Source organism: Micromonospora sp. NPDC049275 (genome assembly GCF_043197115.1).
Taxonomy (GTDB): Bacteria; Actinomycetota; Actinomycetes; order Mycobacteriales; family Micromonosporaceae; genus Micromonospora.
Genome location: NZ_JBICSN010000015.1, coordinates 47,276 through 61,595 on the forward strand (window position 1 = coordinate 47,276; position 14,320 = coordinate 61,595).

The following is a 14,320-nucleotide window of genomic DNA, read 5'->3' on the forward strand; positions in this document are numbered from 1 at the left end:
CTCGAGCAGCATGATCGACTCGGGTTCACGGAAGTCGGGGTGTCCGGGAGCGGTGGACAGCCCGGGTTCCAGGAACCCGAGTCGATCATCCGGGATCGGGTGGTCAGTCGCGGTGGTGACGGCCGGTGGAGCGCAGCGAGCGACGGCCGTTCTCCTGCTCCGGCTCGTTGTCCGCGATCGGCTTGCCGAGCCCGGCGACCCAGTCGACGAACTCCTCGTCCTGCGTGGGCAGCGGCTCCGTCTCATCCGCTGCGGGCCGCTTCTCCTCGTCGGCCCGAGCCCTGTTACGCCGGAACAGGCCACCGAGTCGTCCCCGCCGGGAGGACTGCTCCGCGTCGTCCATGGACGCCGGCGCGGCCCGTCGAGCAGCGCTGTCCGTCCCGTCACTGTCGGCGGCGCCGGACGCGCCCCTGTCGGTGGTGCCCGATGCGCCGCCCTGCTCAGGTATGCCCGGACCAGCCGACGCCGGCAGGACAGATCCCACCACGGCGGACGCGCCGGTAGCCTCGCCGACCCGACCGCGCCGGCCGACGCCCCGGTCGGTCGTGCCGACGCCTTGGTCGGTCGTGCCGACGCCCTGGTCGGTCGTGCCGACGCCCTGGTCGGTCGTGCCGACGCCCTGGTCGGTCGTGCCATTGTCCCGGTCGGTCGTGCTTGAGGCGCGGTCTCTCCACCGGCCCCGGCCGAGTTTGGCGGCGGTCGGGCTGCCCTGGTCCGGCATGCTGGCAACCTGGTCGGTCGGCCCGCCCCGGTCTGCCCCGCTGATGGGCTGACCTGTCGGCCCGCTCTGGTCCGGTGTGCTGGCGCTCTGTTCCGGCGTGCTGGTGGTCCGATCCGATTCGGCGCGCCGACTGGTGTTGAAGGCGTCCCAGGTGCTGGCGCGGCTCAGGTCCGGCAGCGGCGCCCGGTGCCGGAAGCGGGGCGTCCAGTCCGACTCCTCCGCGACGACGGGAGCGGCCGGTTCGGGTTCGGTAGTCCCCGTCGCCGGTGCGGTGGTCCACGCCGAGGTGACCGGCCAGGCCGGTGCCGCTGGAGTCCACCGGTCGGTCGCCGGGCCGTCGGCAGTCGCCTCGCCGAACAACGAAGCGTCGCCATCGCCCTCGGTCGCGGCCGGTTCGGCGCGGCCCGTCCCGAACGCGTCGACAGGTGCGGGATCAGCGGCCGGGACGACGGTTTCCTCCGGCTCTGCCGCCGGCTCCGCGCTGGCGGCCCCGCCGCGTCCGATGGCCTGATCCTGCGGATCTTTCCCGCCGGTCTGCTTCTGGCCGGGCTCGGTGCCCTGGCCGGGCAGTGCAGCATCCTGGTCGACGGGTCCTGCGAAGTCAACGCCGGTGACGTCGTTGGCCGTGCCGGAGCGGGCCGGCCGCCTGGTGCGCCCACCGGTCGGCCCGGCGGCTGCTGCTGTGCGGTCGGCGGTCGGTCCGGGTGTTGGCGCACCGTCAGCGGTGGCCTCAGCCGGGGCGTGGGCGCCGCCGTCGGCGAGGTTCGGTTCCGAGCCGACGGGGATCGGAAGGCCCGCGCCGGTCGCGGGCGCCTGCGGTCCCGGCGTGCTCGGCTCGACCGGCGTGGACTTCGATTTGCGCGTACGGCGTGGCTTGGGTGCGGGTGCGTCGGCCGTGCCGTCACCCGCGCTGCCCGTGCTCGACGTGCCCGCGCTGTCCGTGCTCGACGTGCTCGCGCTGTCCGTGCTCGACGTGCCCGCGCTGTCCGTGCTCGACGTGCCCGCGCTGCGTGCGCTGCTCGCGCTCGGCGTGCTCGCGCTCGGCGTGCTCGCGCTCGGCGTGCTCGCGCTCGGCGTGCTCGCGCTCGGCGTGCTCGCGCTCGGCGTGCTCGCGCTCGGCGTGTCCGCGCCGAACGCGACCGGCGTGCTCGCGCTCGGCGTGCCCGCGCTGCCAGTGCTCGGCGTGTCCGTGACCGTTTCGGGGGTGACCTGGGCCGTCGGGCCGCTTGTCGTGTCGTCGCTGCCCGGCTTGTCGCCACCGGCCGTGGTCGTCGTCGTGCTGCCGGTCGGGTCGTCGGCCTGCGCGACGGGTGGCGGGTTGGCGGCACCGATGGTGTCCCCGTCCCGGCTCGACGGGGCCGACTGTCGCCCGGCGGTGAACTCGCCCGTCGGGTCGGTCAGCCAGGAGGCGGGGGCCGGCGGGTTGGCCGCGCGGTCGTCCTGCCCGCTCGGGAGAAGCGCGTCCTGGGTCGGGGCAACCGTCGTCGGCAGGGCCCCGGTGGTGTCGGCGTGCTGGCGGCGGCCGGTCGGACGGGAAGCCTCGCGCGGGCGCGCCGCGTCGGCGGGGACCGGGCCGTGCTGGCCGCTCGCCGTGGTCGCCGGCCAGTCCCAGTGGGCGGGGACGGTGCGTACGGTGGCGGTGTCGTCGGCGGCGCGCGGACCCGGACCGGTCGTCGCCAGTTGCCCTCCGGTGCGGGTCGCGTCGGTGGTGGGCTCGGTGTCGCGGTGGTCGTCACCCGTCGACGCTGCCGCTTCGGTGCCCGGCAGCGGCGGGCCGGCCGGCAGCGGGCGCAGGATGTCGCTCGGCTCGATCGCCTGGGAATCGGCGCTGCGCGCGCTGACGGGCCAGCGCAGCAGGGCGGCGGCAGCGGCGCCGAGGGCGCCGGCGAGGATCGCGATCAGCGCGCCGTAGTAGGGGGTGGTCTGGTAGCGGTCCACCGCGTCGCCGGGGCCGGCGGTCAGGTAGGCGAATGCCAGCAGCACCGGACCGGCCACCCCGGTCGCTGCGCTGACCAGCGGGATCTGGCCGCGCCAGCGGGCAAGCCCGGCGGTAGCCGCGCCCGCGAGCAGCGCCACCATGGGCAGCAGGAGCAGCGCCAGGCGCTGGGCGGCGGCGTCGTCCAGCCAGTTCGGTTCGAGTACGCCGAGTCGGACGGTGGGCAGCGGGCCGGCCGTGCCGAGCGACGGCAGGACGGAGATCAGCGCCAGTAGCCAGACCGCCCCGGCCACGGCCGCCATGTTCCAGCCCAGTTCCGGTCGGAACAGCACGGCGATGGCCGCGCCCGCTCCGATGACCGCCCCGAGGATGGCGCAGATACCGACCGCCCAGACCGGGTCCACCGAGATCAACTCGGCGGCGCGGGCTGGCTGCATGCAGAGGGGGGCCACGGCGGTGGCGCCGAGCGCGGCCGCGCCGCCGATGGCCAGTTGCCGGCCGGTGCTGGCCGGCGGGGTGTCCCGGCGGGCCAGGCGCCCGGTCAGGACGGCGCCGGCGACGGCGGCGTTCGCGGCGAACCAGCCCACCCAGACGAGCTGGGCGGGCCACTGGTTGACTGTCGTGCCGGTGAAGGCGCCGGTGAGTCGGACGATGCCGAAGCCGTACGCGACACCGAGCTGGCCGGCTCCGGCCAGCACGCTCACCCCGAGCGCCGTGAGCAGTAGTCTGCCCCAGGTCCGAAAGGCCATGTCCGGCACGTTACGCACCTGGTACACCCGATCGCCACCGGCGCGCCGCGCGGCGCGGTGGCCGGCCCCCGGCGCGTCTACTTGAGTTCGACCAGCCGGGCCAGGTATGTCGTGTCCCCGACATTGGTGAGCATGTGTACTGCACCGGGGTCCCGGTAGACGACCCCACCGGTTGGCTCGTCGGCGTCGATCCGGGTGCCGTCGATGGTCTGTACGACGTTCTTCGCGCCCTGGATCGCCACCACCAGGTAGGGGTGGTCGTGCCGGTGCAGGGGCTGCCGCTCGCCCGGTTCGAGCCGGATGTGCCAGACCCGGACCCGGTCGTTCTCGTACACGATCTCCTGGCCCACCGGCCCGAGCTCGGTGCCGTCGATCACGTCGGTCATCGTCCAGCCTCCAGTTGGGGGAGCACCTCTGCGGCGATCAGTTCGAGGTGGTCGAGGTCGTCGAGGTCGGTCATGCGCAGGTGCACCCGGGTGGCGCCGATCTCGGCGAACTCGCCGATCCGCTGCACGAGCTGCGCGGGCGAACCGACCACCGGGTCCTCCGGTGGCAGCGCGCTCTTCTCGTGCAGGGGCGCGGCCCGGAGCTGCGCCTCGGCGTCGGTACGGCCGATGGCCACCACGATCCCGGCGGAGAGGACCAGCGGCGCCCGGCCGGCCTCGGTCCGACCCACGCGGTCGCACGCCTCCCGCACCCGGTCGTACGCCGCAGCGGTCTCGGCCACGGACTTGAACGGCATGTTGAACTCGTCGGCGTAGCGGGCGGCCAGTTCGGGGGTCCGCTTGGGACCGCGCCCGCCGACGATGATCGGCGGTCCGGGCACCTGCGCCGGCTTGGGCAGCGCGGGCGCGTCCACCAGTCGGTAGTGGTCACCGGTGAAGCTGTACGTCTCACCCACCGGGGTGGCCCACAGCCCGGTGATCACCTCAAGCTGCTCGGCCAGTCGGTCGAAGCGCTCGCCGACGGCCGGGAACGGGATGCCGTACGAGGTGTGCTCACGCTCGTACCAGCCGGCGCCGATGCCGAGGTCGACCCGACCGCCGCTCATCTGGTCGACCTGCGCGACGAGCACGGCGAGCGGGCCGGGCAGTCGGAAGGTCGCCGACGTGACCAGGGTGCCGAGCCGGATCCGTCGGGTCTCGCGGGCCAGCGCGGCGAGGGTCAGCCAGGCGTCCGTCGGGCCGGGCAGGCCCGGGTCGGCGCCCATCGACTGGTAGTGGTCGGCGCGGAGGAAGCCCTCGTAACCGCCATCCTCGACCAGTCGGGCGAACCGGAGTTGCGTGTCGTAGTCGGCGCCCCGGTGCGGCTCGGTGAAGACCGACACCCGCATGGTCATCGTCCCTCCATGCCGGCCACGGCCGGCTGGTCGCGTTCCATCAACAGCTCGTGCAGGTCGGCGCTGACCCGGGCGACGTCGGCGAGGTGCGCGTTGCGGCCCAGGGTGCGGGGTCGGGGGATGGCCACCTCGACGACCTTGCGGATCCGCCCGGGGCGAGGGCTCAGCACGACCACCCGGTCGGCGAGCAGCACCGCCTCGTCGATCGAGTGGGTGACGAAGACGATTGTCGGCTTGTTCTCCATGTGCACGCGCTGCAGTTCGCCGGAGAGTTCCTCGCGGGTGAGCGCGTCGAGCGCGGAGAACGGCTCGTCCATCAGCATCACCCGGGGTTCGCCGATGAGCGACCGGCACAGCGACACCCGCTGCTGCATGCCGCCGGAGAGTTCGTGCGGCAGCCGCTTCTCGAACCCGGCCAGCCCGGCCACGTCGAGGAGTTGCCGGGCCCGCTCGCGGTGCTTGGCGCGGCTCCAGCCGAAGATCTCCACCGGCAGCAACACGTTGTCCAGCACGCTGCGCCACGGCAGCAGCGCAGGCTTCTGGAACAGCATGGCGATGTCGCGGCGGGGCCGGGTGATCGGCGTACCGGCCACGGTGATCTCGCCGGACGTCAGCGGAAGCAGCCCGGCGATCAACCGCAGCAGGGTCGACTTGCCGCAACCGGAGCGCCCGAGCACGGCGACGAACTCGCCCTCGGTGACGTCGAGGTCGAGGCCGCGGAGGGCCTCGACCTGGCCGGATCGGCCCTCGAAGGTACGCGACACCCCGGACAGTCGGATCATCTGCGGCGTACCTCCGCTGAGTGGACGGTCAGGAATCCGACAAAGGCTAGCTGCACCGTTGACATCTCGCACCGTCCGGGGTGGTCGTCAGGTTGTTTCCGTTCCGCAACCCGATACGCCTGGCGTCGCAACTGTGGGTTTCTCGTACGCTGTGCCCGCGAAGAGTCCCCTCACGATGGCGGTGCCCGGCTTCGACCCCTCCCGCCGGTCCCGTCGCGACAACCCCCTCCGGTGGCCTGCGGCCCCGGTCGGAAAGGACATGGTGCTACTGATGAGAAGGCTGACCCGTACGGTCGCTACGGCCGCGCTGGCCACTGCCCTCGCCCTTGTTTCCGCCTGCAGCAGCGGGTCGGACTCGGCCGACGATGCCAAGGGCGGCGACGGCAAGAAGATGGAGAAGGTGACCTACCTCACCTCCTTCGGCAACTTCGGCCGTGACTCCTACGCCTGGGTGGCGAAGGACAAGGGCTTCTTCAAGGAGGCCGGCTTCGAGGTCGACATCAAGGCCGGTCAGGGCACCGGTGGTGTGATCCAGACCGTCGTCGGCGGCAAGGCGGACTTCGGGCCGATCGACCTCACCGGTGGTCTGCTCCAGCTCGGCAACGGCCAGGCCAAGGACTTCACGGCCGTGGCCGCGATCCAGCAGCGCACGATGGCCGGCATCGCCACGGTCGAGGGCAAGAACATCAACTCGCCCAAGGACCTGGAGGGCAAGAAGCTCGCCGACACCCCCGGCTCCGTGGTCCGCAACCTGTTCCCGACGTACGCCCGGCTCGCCGGTGTGGACGCCAGCAAGGTGACCTGGGTAAACGGTGAGGCGCAGGCGCTGATCGGCACCCTGGCCAGCGGGTCGGTGGACGGCATCGGCCAGTTCGTCGTCGGCCAGCCGACCATCGAGGCCGTGGCCCAGAAGAAGGCCGTCATGCTGCCGTACAGCAACGTGATGCAGGACCTCTACGGCAACGTGCTGATCACCTCCTCGAAGACCGCCAAGGAGAAGCCCGAGATGGTGAAGCGGTTCACCGCGGCGCTGCTCAAGGGCCTGGAGTACAGCCTGGCGAACTCCAAGGAGGCCGGCGAGATCCTGAAGAAGAACGTCGACGCCGCCAACCCGGTTGCTGCTGCCGCCGAGCTGGACCTGATGGCCGCGTACGTGCGTTCCGGCAACTCCGGCACCGCCATCGGCACTCTGGACAGCGGCCGGGTCGCGAAGAGCATCGCGATCCTGCAGGGCGCGGGCGCGCTCAAGCAGAACATCACCCCCGAGCAGATCATCGACTTCAGCCTCGCGCCGAAGGCCTGATCGTCCGGTCGTCACCAGGGGGTACGTCCCGCCGGATCCGGTGGGGCGTACCCCCGTCGCTCGTCGGCCCCCGCGGCCGGCGAATCACGAGGAGGACAAGATGACCGACGTCCGCTCAGCCGAGCCGGCGGTGACGGCGCCCCCACCCCCGGGCGCCGGCCGGGAGGCGCGTCGGGCGGGTCGGGGCGCCGGCCTGCGCGCGGGGACCGGGGCGGCGCTGCTGCCCGCGGCCGGCCTCGTGGTGGCCCTGGCCGCCTGGTGGCTGATCGCCCGGCTGGAGCTGGTCCACCCGGCCGCCCTGCCGCCGCCGGGTGACGTGCTCACCGCGTTCGTCGACAAGCCCGCCCAGATGCTGGAGCACACCTGGGCCACCCTGCTGGAGATCCTGGTCGGCTTCGTCCTGTCAGTCGCCGCCGGTGTCCTGATCGGACTGTCTCTGGCGAGCTCCCACACGGTCGAGCGGATGTTCACCCCGCTGCTGGTCGCGGTGAACGCCGTGCCGAAGATCACCCTGGGCCCGCTGCTGGTGGTGGCGCTGGGCTGGGGCCAGAAGCCGATCCTGACGATGGTGTTCCTGCTCTGCTTCTTCCCCATCGTGCTGTCCACTGCGACGGGGTTGACCACCACGCCTGCCGACCTGGCCGAGCTGGTCCGATCGTGGAACGCCTCCCGTTGGCAGGCGTTCCGCAAGGTGCGCTTCCCGGCGGCGTTGCCGCAGATCTTCGTGGGGCTCAAGGTGGCCATGCCGCTGGCGGCCATCGGCGCGGTGATCGGTGAGTTCCAGGCCGGGGAGAGCGGCCTGGGCTACGTGATCACCCAGTACGCGGGCGTCGGCGACACCGCCACGGCCTGGGCGGCGATCATGCTGGTGGCGCTTGTGAGCATCCTGCTCTACTCCACGCTCGTGCTCATCGAGCGGATCGCACTGCCCTGGGTGCGCGAAACCACAAGCAGCCGCTAACCCGATCGGCAGAGCAGAGCGAACAAAGGCAACGCAAAGGGCCGGCCCCCACAAGGAGGCCGGCCCTTTCCACTGACAGTGACGCCGAGGGGTTGTGGCCTACCGTGCCCGGCGGAGGGATCAAGCCTGACCGCCCGGAGCCGGGCACGGTAGGCCACAACCCCCAACCGGGAGCACGACGGAAGGAGCCGTCAGCCCGCCAGACGCCAACGACCGTTGCGGGCGACGAGCGTGGTGAGCGCCTGCGGCATGAGGCCGGAGTGGTTGTCGGGCGTCATGCGGATCGGGCCGGAGAGGCCGTCGATCTGGGACGTCTCCAGCACGTCGCGGATGCCGTCCCGGTCGACCTTCCCGGCCGGCCCGCCGGCACGCAGTTCGGCGTCGGCGATCAGTTGGATGGCGTCGGCGGCGAAGGACGAGGATCCGTTGTAGCCGCCGAAGCGCGCCGTGTAGTCCTGGAACCACTGCCGTCGGGCCGCCTTCGCCGGCGTGGTGGCGATCACGTCATCGATCACCATGGTCTGGGTGAAGATCATCGTGGCCTTTTCGGTGGCCCGGGCGGCGGCGCCGAGGAAGAGATCGCCGGCCGCTCCCGCGTCGAAGAAGAGCGATCCCCGGAACGCGGCCTGCTGGGCGCTGGTCGCGGCCAGCGCGGCCTGCTCCGGCGGGGTCCAGACGACAAGCGCGTCGAGCTTGAGCTTGGTGAGCTTGCCGACCTGTTGGGCGACCTCGGTGTCGGTGGTCTTCACCGACTCCTCTCCGGCGACCTTGATGTTGGCCTTGGTCAACTCGCGGCGCAACGCGAGCACACCCTCGCGGCCGTAGTCGTCGTTGCTGGCGAGCAGGCCCACCTTGCGGACGTTCTTACGACGCAGTTCGGTGGTGAGCGCGGCGGCGCTGTCCGCCGCGTTCGGGCCCAGCTTGAACACGTAGCGCCGATCGGCGACCGGGCTCGCGATCGCGCCGGAAGCCGCGAGCGCAATGGTCGGAATCCGCTTGTCGTTGATGACACCGACGGCGCCGACCGCGCATTCGTTACAGCCGCCCATGACGATGGCGCTTACTTGGGAATCGCTGCTGAAGTCGGCGATGTTGCGCAGCGACTCGGCGGCGTCGGAACGGTTGTCCTTGACCCTCAGATCGATCTTCCGGCCGTTCAGTGCTCCGGAGGCGTTCAACTGATCGACCTTGAGTTTCAGGGCCCGTTGGTATGTCTGACCGACCTGGGCCGCGGCGCCGGAGAGTTCGAGATCGGCGGCGATCACGATCGGACTCGTGTCCTGCTCCGCTCCGCCGAACTGGCAGCCGGTGAGCGTGGTGGCCACTACGGCCGATGCGAGCGCCGCGATGGTCGCGGAGCGGATGGGGCTCAACTCAGTCCTCCAGGTGCGGGCGCGGGCGCTGCCCGGTCACCGCCGCTAATCCGTCCTCAGTGGAGGGCGGGATCTCGTCTGCCGTACGGTGTGTGCGCGAAGCCTGCAAAACCTTGCCAATGGCCGGCGCTGTGGTCAAGCGCGGACCCCGGTTGCATTTTCGGGACGGCCATCCCACATGCTGGGGTAACGCAATGTTTGCAAAACCTCACTTTGCACACACGCGTGACCACTCTGGAGTTACATGCCCTGTTCAGGGGCTTGCGGAAATGAAGGTATCAGTTGACCGGATCACGGGTTCCGCGCCGTCCGACCGTTTCCTACCTCACTGCGGCTTCCCAAACTCGATCTTCTCTGATGAAATCGCGGCCGTGCCGCGCGTGGTCCCCTCCGCTTACGGCACGGTTCGGCGGGCCAGGCGGGGAAGAAACGACGGAGGCGATGTCGTGAGCACCGGACCGACGACCCTGCCCGCGCTCGGCGAGAATGCTCGGCCCGCGCGCCGGCGTCTGCCGAGACTGCGGGACGCCCGGATCCGGTCCAAACTGGCGCTGATTCTGGTCGTTCCGGTGGCCGCCGTGATCGCGCTGGCCACCGTCCGACTCATCTCGGTGGGCGAGGGCGCCTACGACGCCACCCGGGCCCGGTCGCTCACCGAGCTGTCCATCGACGTCAGCGCGCTGACCCAGGATCTCCAGGCCGAGCGGATGGCCGCGGCGGCCTACCTGGCCGCTCCCCAGCAGCCCGCCGACGCGTACAACCTGCGGGTGCGCCAGACGCAGCAGCGCGTGGACGAGTACCGCGCCGAGCGGGGCCGGATCGGCGAGGTCCCGGCGGCCCTGCGGGACCGGCTGGAAGCGATCGACGAGCACCTGGCCACGCTCGACGGCACCCGCCAGGAGGTACTGGGCCGTCGGCAGATGGCGGTCGCCGAGTCGGTGCTGCGCTACGGCGTCATCCTCACCGACCTGGTCTCCTACGGCGACGGGCTGGCCCAGTTGCCCGGCGACGAGAGCCTGTCGGACAGCCGCCGGGCAGTCGCCGCGTTCGCCCGCGCCAAGGCGTCCGTCGCCGAGGAGGAGGCGGTCGCCTTCACTGCGCTGAGCGCCGGACAGCTCGACCCGGAGCAGTTCTCCTCCTTCGTGGCCACGCTTACCAGCCAGCAGGAGGCCCTGGTCGCCTTCTCGCTCGCCGCCGACCCCGTGCAGCGGGCCCTCGTCGACAGCACCGTCTCCGGTGACGCCGTCGGCCTCTCCGACCGGGTCGCCAGCGACATCACCCGCTCCGTCGGGCAGCGCCCACTGGTCACCGCGCAGGACGCCACAGCCGCCATCGGCGCGGTCAACGACCTGATGCGTTGGGCCGAGACCCAACTTCAGGACCGGCTGCTCGAACAGGCCGACCAGGCGCGCTCGGACGTCATCCGGCAGGCCGTGGTCGAGTCGATCCTGGTGCTGCTCACCCTGATCATCGCCGTGTCGCTGGCCGTGGTGCTGGCCCGGTCGCTGAACCACTCGCTGCGCCGACTGCGCGAGGGTGCGCTCTCGGTGGCCAACCACGACCTGCCCGACGCCGTGCAGCGACTGCAGAACATGGGCAGCGTGGGTGACGGTGGCGTTGACGAGATCGTCCGTCAGGTCCGGGACCCGATCCAACTGAACAGCCGTGACGAGGTCGGACAGGTGGCGTTGGCCTTCAACGTCGTCCACCGGGAGGCGGTGCGGGTCGCCGCCGAGCAGGCCGCACTGCGCACGAGCGTCTCGGCGATGTTCCTCAACCTCGCCCGCCGCAGTCAGACCCTGGTCGACCGGATGATCGGCGAGCTGGACGCGATCGAGCGCGGCGAGGAGGACCCGAAGCGGTTGGCCCAGCTCTTCGAGCTGGACCACCTGGCCACCCGAATGCGCCGCAACGACGAGAACCTGCTGGTCCTGGCCGGCGCAGACTCCGGTGCACCGCGTCGCGACGACGCGCTGGTCGTGGACGTGCTGCGTGCCGCGCAGTCCGAGGTGGAGCTCTACAACCGGATCGAGTTCGGCACCGTCGACACCGACATCTCGGTGGCCGCGCACGCGGTCAACGACGTGGTACGTCTCGTCGCCGAGCTGCTGGACAACGCCACCCGGTTCTCGCCGCCGAACACGACAGTGGTCGCCGACGGTCGCCGCATCCGCGACTACGTCCTGATCCAGATCGAGGACCGCGGGCTCGGCCTCACCGACGAGCAGCTCGACTCGCTCAACCGCCGGCTGGCCGCCCCGCCGAGCGTGGACGTCGCCGCCTTCCGACTGATGGGTCTGGCCGTGGTCAGCCGGCTCGCCTCCCGCTACGGCATCCGGGTGGAGCTGCGCCGCAACGTGGAGGGCGGCACCGTCGCCCAGGTGACGCTGCCCGCGGCCACCGTGATCCTGCCCAGCAACCGCGGCCGCGAGCAGGTGCTCACCCGTCCGCGCCAGCCGATGGCTGTCGAGCAGACGCCGCTCACCCCGATCGGCCACGCCGAGTCGTACGCCGGCGCCACCACCGCCGCGGCGACGCTGCCCGACCAGTGGCGGACCAACGCCCCGGCACCCGCGCAGTGGCAGTCTCCGGTCGACGCGCGGGACACCGCCCCGGCCGTGCAGGCCGGCGGCTACACGGGGGCCCGCCCGTCGGCGCCGCCCGCCGCCGCGCCGGCCACTCCGGTCCCGCCCGCCCGCCCGGCGTACAGCAACGGCGCGGGCACCTCGGTGGGCAGCCCGACCGTGGCGTACCCGACTATCGACGCGCTGCCCCGGCGCGGTTCGACGGCCGACACCACTGACGGTCGGAGCGCGCCGGTGCTGCCCGTCGGGCCGGTCGCCGGCCCCGGCGCGGTCGCCCCGCCGGCCCCGCCCGTGACGCCGGTCCCGCCGGTGCAGCCCGCGGCGCCCGTGCGGCCCGCCCCGCCGGCCACGCCGCCGACGCCCGCCGCGCCGGTCAGCACCCGGCCGGAGTTCCCCGCCGAGGCGCCGATCTTCCGGGAGATGGAAGCGGTCTGGTTCCGATCGCACGGCGACGACGCCACCGCGATCTTCACCCGGCCGCAGTTCGACACACCGCCCGCACCCGCCGATGCCGGCCCGCGCGCGGCCAACGGTGGTCAACCGGCCACCGCGTCCGCGCCGGCCACCGCGCCGGCCCGACCGCCACTGCCCACCCGTACCCCGGGCAGTTCCGAGGGCACCGGAGCACAGAGCGTGGGAAGCATGGACGGATTCGGCGGTGCGAACACCGGCGGTCGTGGCGCTTCGACGCCGAAGCCCCCGCCGTCGTACACCCCGCCGCCGGCCGCCCGGCCGGCGCCTGTCGCGGCCCCCGCCCCCGCCCCGACCACGCCCCCGCGGGCCACGGACCCGGACGCCTGGCGGACGGCGGCCGACGAGGGCTGGTCGCTGGCCAGCCGGGCCGCGGAGCCGGCCGCCGCCGGCACCACCCGCTCGGGTCTGCCCAAGCGGGTGCCGCAGGCGCAGCTCGTGCCGGGCGGCATCGAACCGAAGGGTGGCCGGGACCGCAGCCGGCGCACCCCCGATGAAGTACGCGGCCTGTTGTCGGCCTACCACCGCGGCGTGCAGCGCGGCCGGACGGCCGGGACGGACCAGAACAGCACCTCGACCAAGGAGAGCCGATGAACAGGCCAGCTGCCATGCAGGACATGGGTTGGCTGCTCACCAACTTCGCCGACAGCGTGGCGGGTATCGCCCACGTGGTGGCGGTGTCCGCCGACGGGCTGCTGCTCGCGTCCTCCCGGGACCTGCCGGGGGACCGGGCGGACCAGCTCGCCGCGATCACCTCCGGCGTGGTGAGCCTGACCGAGGGCGCGGCCCGGATGTTCAGCGCGGGCGGGGTGTTGCAGACCGTCATCGAGATGGACAGCGGTTACCTCTTCCTCATGTCGATCAGCGACGGCTCGTCGATGGCCGTACTGGCCGCGCGGAGCTGCGACGTGGGCCAGGTGGGCTACGAGATGGCACTCCTGGTGGAGCGGGTCGGTGCCGCGCTGGTGCCGCTGCCGAGGGACGCGGTGCGCTCGTAGCGCCGGAATCCGACGCGCGGACCGTGCGCCGGAACAGGGATGGGAGGCGGTGTGAGCCGGCTCCGCTGGGGACGAGGAGGTGATCGGGGATGGACCAACGACGCGCTGACCCGCGCGGGGCTCTGGTGCGCCCGTACGCGGTCACCCGTGGTCGTACCGAGCCCCGGCAGGACATCGCCCTCGAGGCGGTCCTCACGGCCTCACCCACCCAGGTTGCCGAGTCCCGCTTCGCGGGGCACGACAAGCACCGCATCGCCACGGTCTGCGAGGGCCGTGCACAGTCGCTGGCGGAGATCGCCGCGTACACCCGGATGCCGCTGGGCGTCGCCCGGGTACTGGTCGCCGACATGGTGGCCGAGAGCCTGCTGACGTTACACACTGCTGCTCCCGCCGAGGGGTTCGAGGAGCGGATGGAACTGCTTGGAAGGGTGCTAAGTGGACTTCGCAGGCTATGACCCCGCTGGGGGGCGGCCGAGCCGGGGAATCGTCTCCGCGAAGATCGTCGTCGCGGGCGGCTTCGGCGTCGGTAAGACGACCCTCGTCGGCTCGATCTCCGAGATCACGCCGCTGACGACCGAGGCGGTGATGACCGCCGCCGGTGTCGGCATCGACGATCCGTCCAAGGTGCCGGGCAAGGAGACCACCACGGTCGCCATGGACTTCGGCCGGATCACCATGGCCCAGGACCTGATCCTGTACCTGTTCGGTACGCCGGGTCAGACCCGCTTCTGGTTCATGTGGGACGAGATCATCCGAGGTGCGGTGGGCGCTGCCGTTCTGGTGGACACCCGCCGGATCACCGACGCGTTCGCCCCGCTGGACTACTTCGAGAACCGCAACCTGCCGTACGTGGTGGCGCTGAACCGGTTCGACGGCGCTCCCCAGTACGAGCTGGACGAGGTCCGGGAGGCGCTGGCCATCTCGCCGCAGGTGCCGCTGGTGATGACCGACGCCCGGCACCGGGACTCGGTCAAGCAGGTGCTGGTGACGGTGGTCGAGCACGCCATGCTCCGGCTGCAGGCCGAGCACGGTCGGGGCTTCCCCACGCCGGTCGGCTGAACCGCCGCGTCGCGGTCGGCACACAAGGGCCGGCCGCGACGCG

11 protein-coding genes are annotated in these 14,320 nt (G+C 72.2%); 6 read left to right on the top strand and 5 right to left on the bottom strand.

What is annotated here, in order from left to right:
- Window positions 1-103: 103 nt before the first annotated feature.
- From ACGFIE_RS29255 to ACGFIE_RS29270, 4 genes are all read right to left on the bottom strand, one after another.
- Window positions 104-3,406: a hypothetical protein gene (locus ACGFIE_RS29255; RefSeq protein ID WP_393300595.1), complete on the bottom strand. Its 3,303-nt coding sequence runs from the start codon at window positions 3,404-3,406 to the stop codon at window positions 104-106.
- A gap of 77 nt (window positions 3,407-3,483) precedes the next feature.
- The gene (locus ACGFIE_RS29260) at window positions 3,484-3,792 is read right to left on the bottom strand and encodes a cupin (RefSeq protein ID WP_266246239.1); all 309 of its coding nucleotides are present in this window, start codon (window positions 3,790-3,792) and stop codon (window positions 3,484-3,486) included.
- A complete protein-coding gene (locus tag ACGFIE_RS29265) occupies window positions 3,789-4,739 on the bottom strand; it encodes an LLM class F420-dependent oxidoreductase (RefSeq protein WP_393300777.1) in 951 nt (316 codons plus the stop codon). The genes ACGFIE_RS29260 and ACGFIE_RS29265 overlap by 4 nt, the downstream gene beginning before the upstream one ends.
- Before the next feature lie 2 nt (window positions 4,740-4,741).
- The gene (locus tag ACGFIE_RS29270) at window positions 4,742-5,527 is read right to left on the bottom strand and encodes an ABC transporter ATP-binding protein (protein ID WP_393300598.1); all 786 of its coding nucleotides are present in this window, start codon (window positions 5,525-5,527) and stop codon (window positions 4,742-4,744) included.
- Window positions 5,528-5,798: 271 nt separating this feature from the next.
- Here ACGFIE_RS29270 and ACGFIE_RS29275 point away from each other — a divergent pair, with 271 nt between their 5' ends.
- Both ACGFIE_RS29275 and ACGFIE_RS29280 read left to right on the top strand, forming a co-directional pair.
- Window positions 5,799-6,830, top strand: a complete 1,032-nt coding sequence (locus ACGFIE_RS29275; RefSeq protein ID WP_393300601.1) for an ABC transporter substrate-binding protein — start codon at window positions 5,799-5,801, stop codon at window positions 6,828-6,830.
- A 100-nt stretch (window positions 6,831-6,930) separates the two neighbouring features.
- Window positions 6,931-7,791, top strand: coding sequence for an ABC transporter permease (locus tag ACGFIE_RS29280; protein WP_393300604.1), 861 nt, complete (start codon window positions 6,931-6,933; stop codon window positions 7,789-7,791).
- A gap of 191 nt (window positions 7,792-7,982) precedes the next feature.
- Here the strand turns inward: ACGFIE_RS29280 and ACGFIE_RS29285 are convergent, their stop codons facing one another.
- On the bottom strand, window positions 7,983-9,164 hold the full coding sequence (locus tag ACGFIE_RS29285; RefSeq protein WP_393300608.1) for an ABC transporter substrate-binding protein: 1,182 nt from the start codon (window positions 9,162-9,164) through the stop codon (window positions 7,983-7,985).
- 446 nt (window positions 9,165-9,610) lie between these two features.
- Between ACGFIE_RS29285 and ACGFIE_RS29290 the strand changes: the two genes are divergently transcribed.
- The 4 genes from ACGFIE_RS29290 (at window position 9,611) to ACGFIE_RS29305 (ending at window position 14,277) form a co-directional block, all read left to right on the top strand.
- Window positions 9,611-12,814: a nitrate- and nitrite sensing domain-containing protein gene (locus ACGFIE_RS29290; RefSeq protein ID WP_393300611.1), complete on the top strand. Its 3,204-nt coding sequence runs from the start codon at window positions 9,611-9,613 to the stop codon at window positions 12,812-12,814.
- Window positions 12,811-13,218, top strand: coding sequence for a roadblock/LC7 domain-containing protein (locus ACGFIE_RS29295; RefSeq protein ID WP_007465177.1), 408 nt, complete (start codon window positions 12,811-12,813; stop codon window positions 13,216-13,218). Before ACGFIE_RS29290 ends, ACGFIE_RS29295 begins: the two co-directional genes overlap by 4 nt.
- Window positions 13,219-13,307: 89 nt before the next feature.
- Window positions 13,308-13,673: a DUF742 domain-containing protein gene (locus ACGFIE_RS29300; protein ID WP_007465174.1), complete on the top strand. Its 366-nt coding sequence runs from the start codon at window positions 13,308-13,310 to the stop codon at window positions 13,671-13,673.
- Entirely contained in the window at window positions 13,654-14,277 is a 624-nt protein-coding gene (locus tag ACGFIE_RS29305; protein ID WP_363680409.1) for an ATP/GTP-binding protein, read from the top strand. The genes ACGFIE_RS29300 and ACGFIE_RS29305 overlap by 20 nt, the downstream gene beginning before the upstream one ends.
- The last annotated feature ends 43 nt before the right edge of the window (window positions 14,278-14,320 follow it).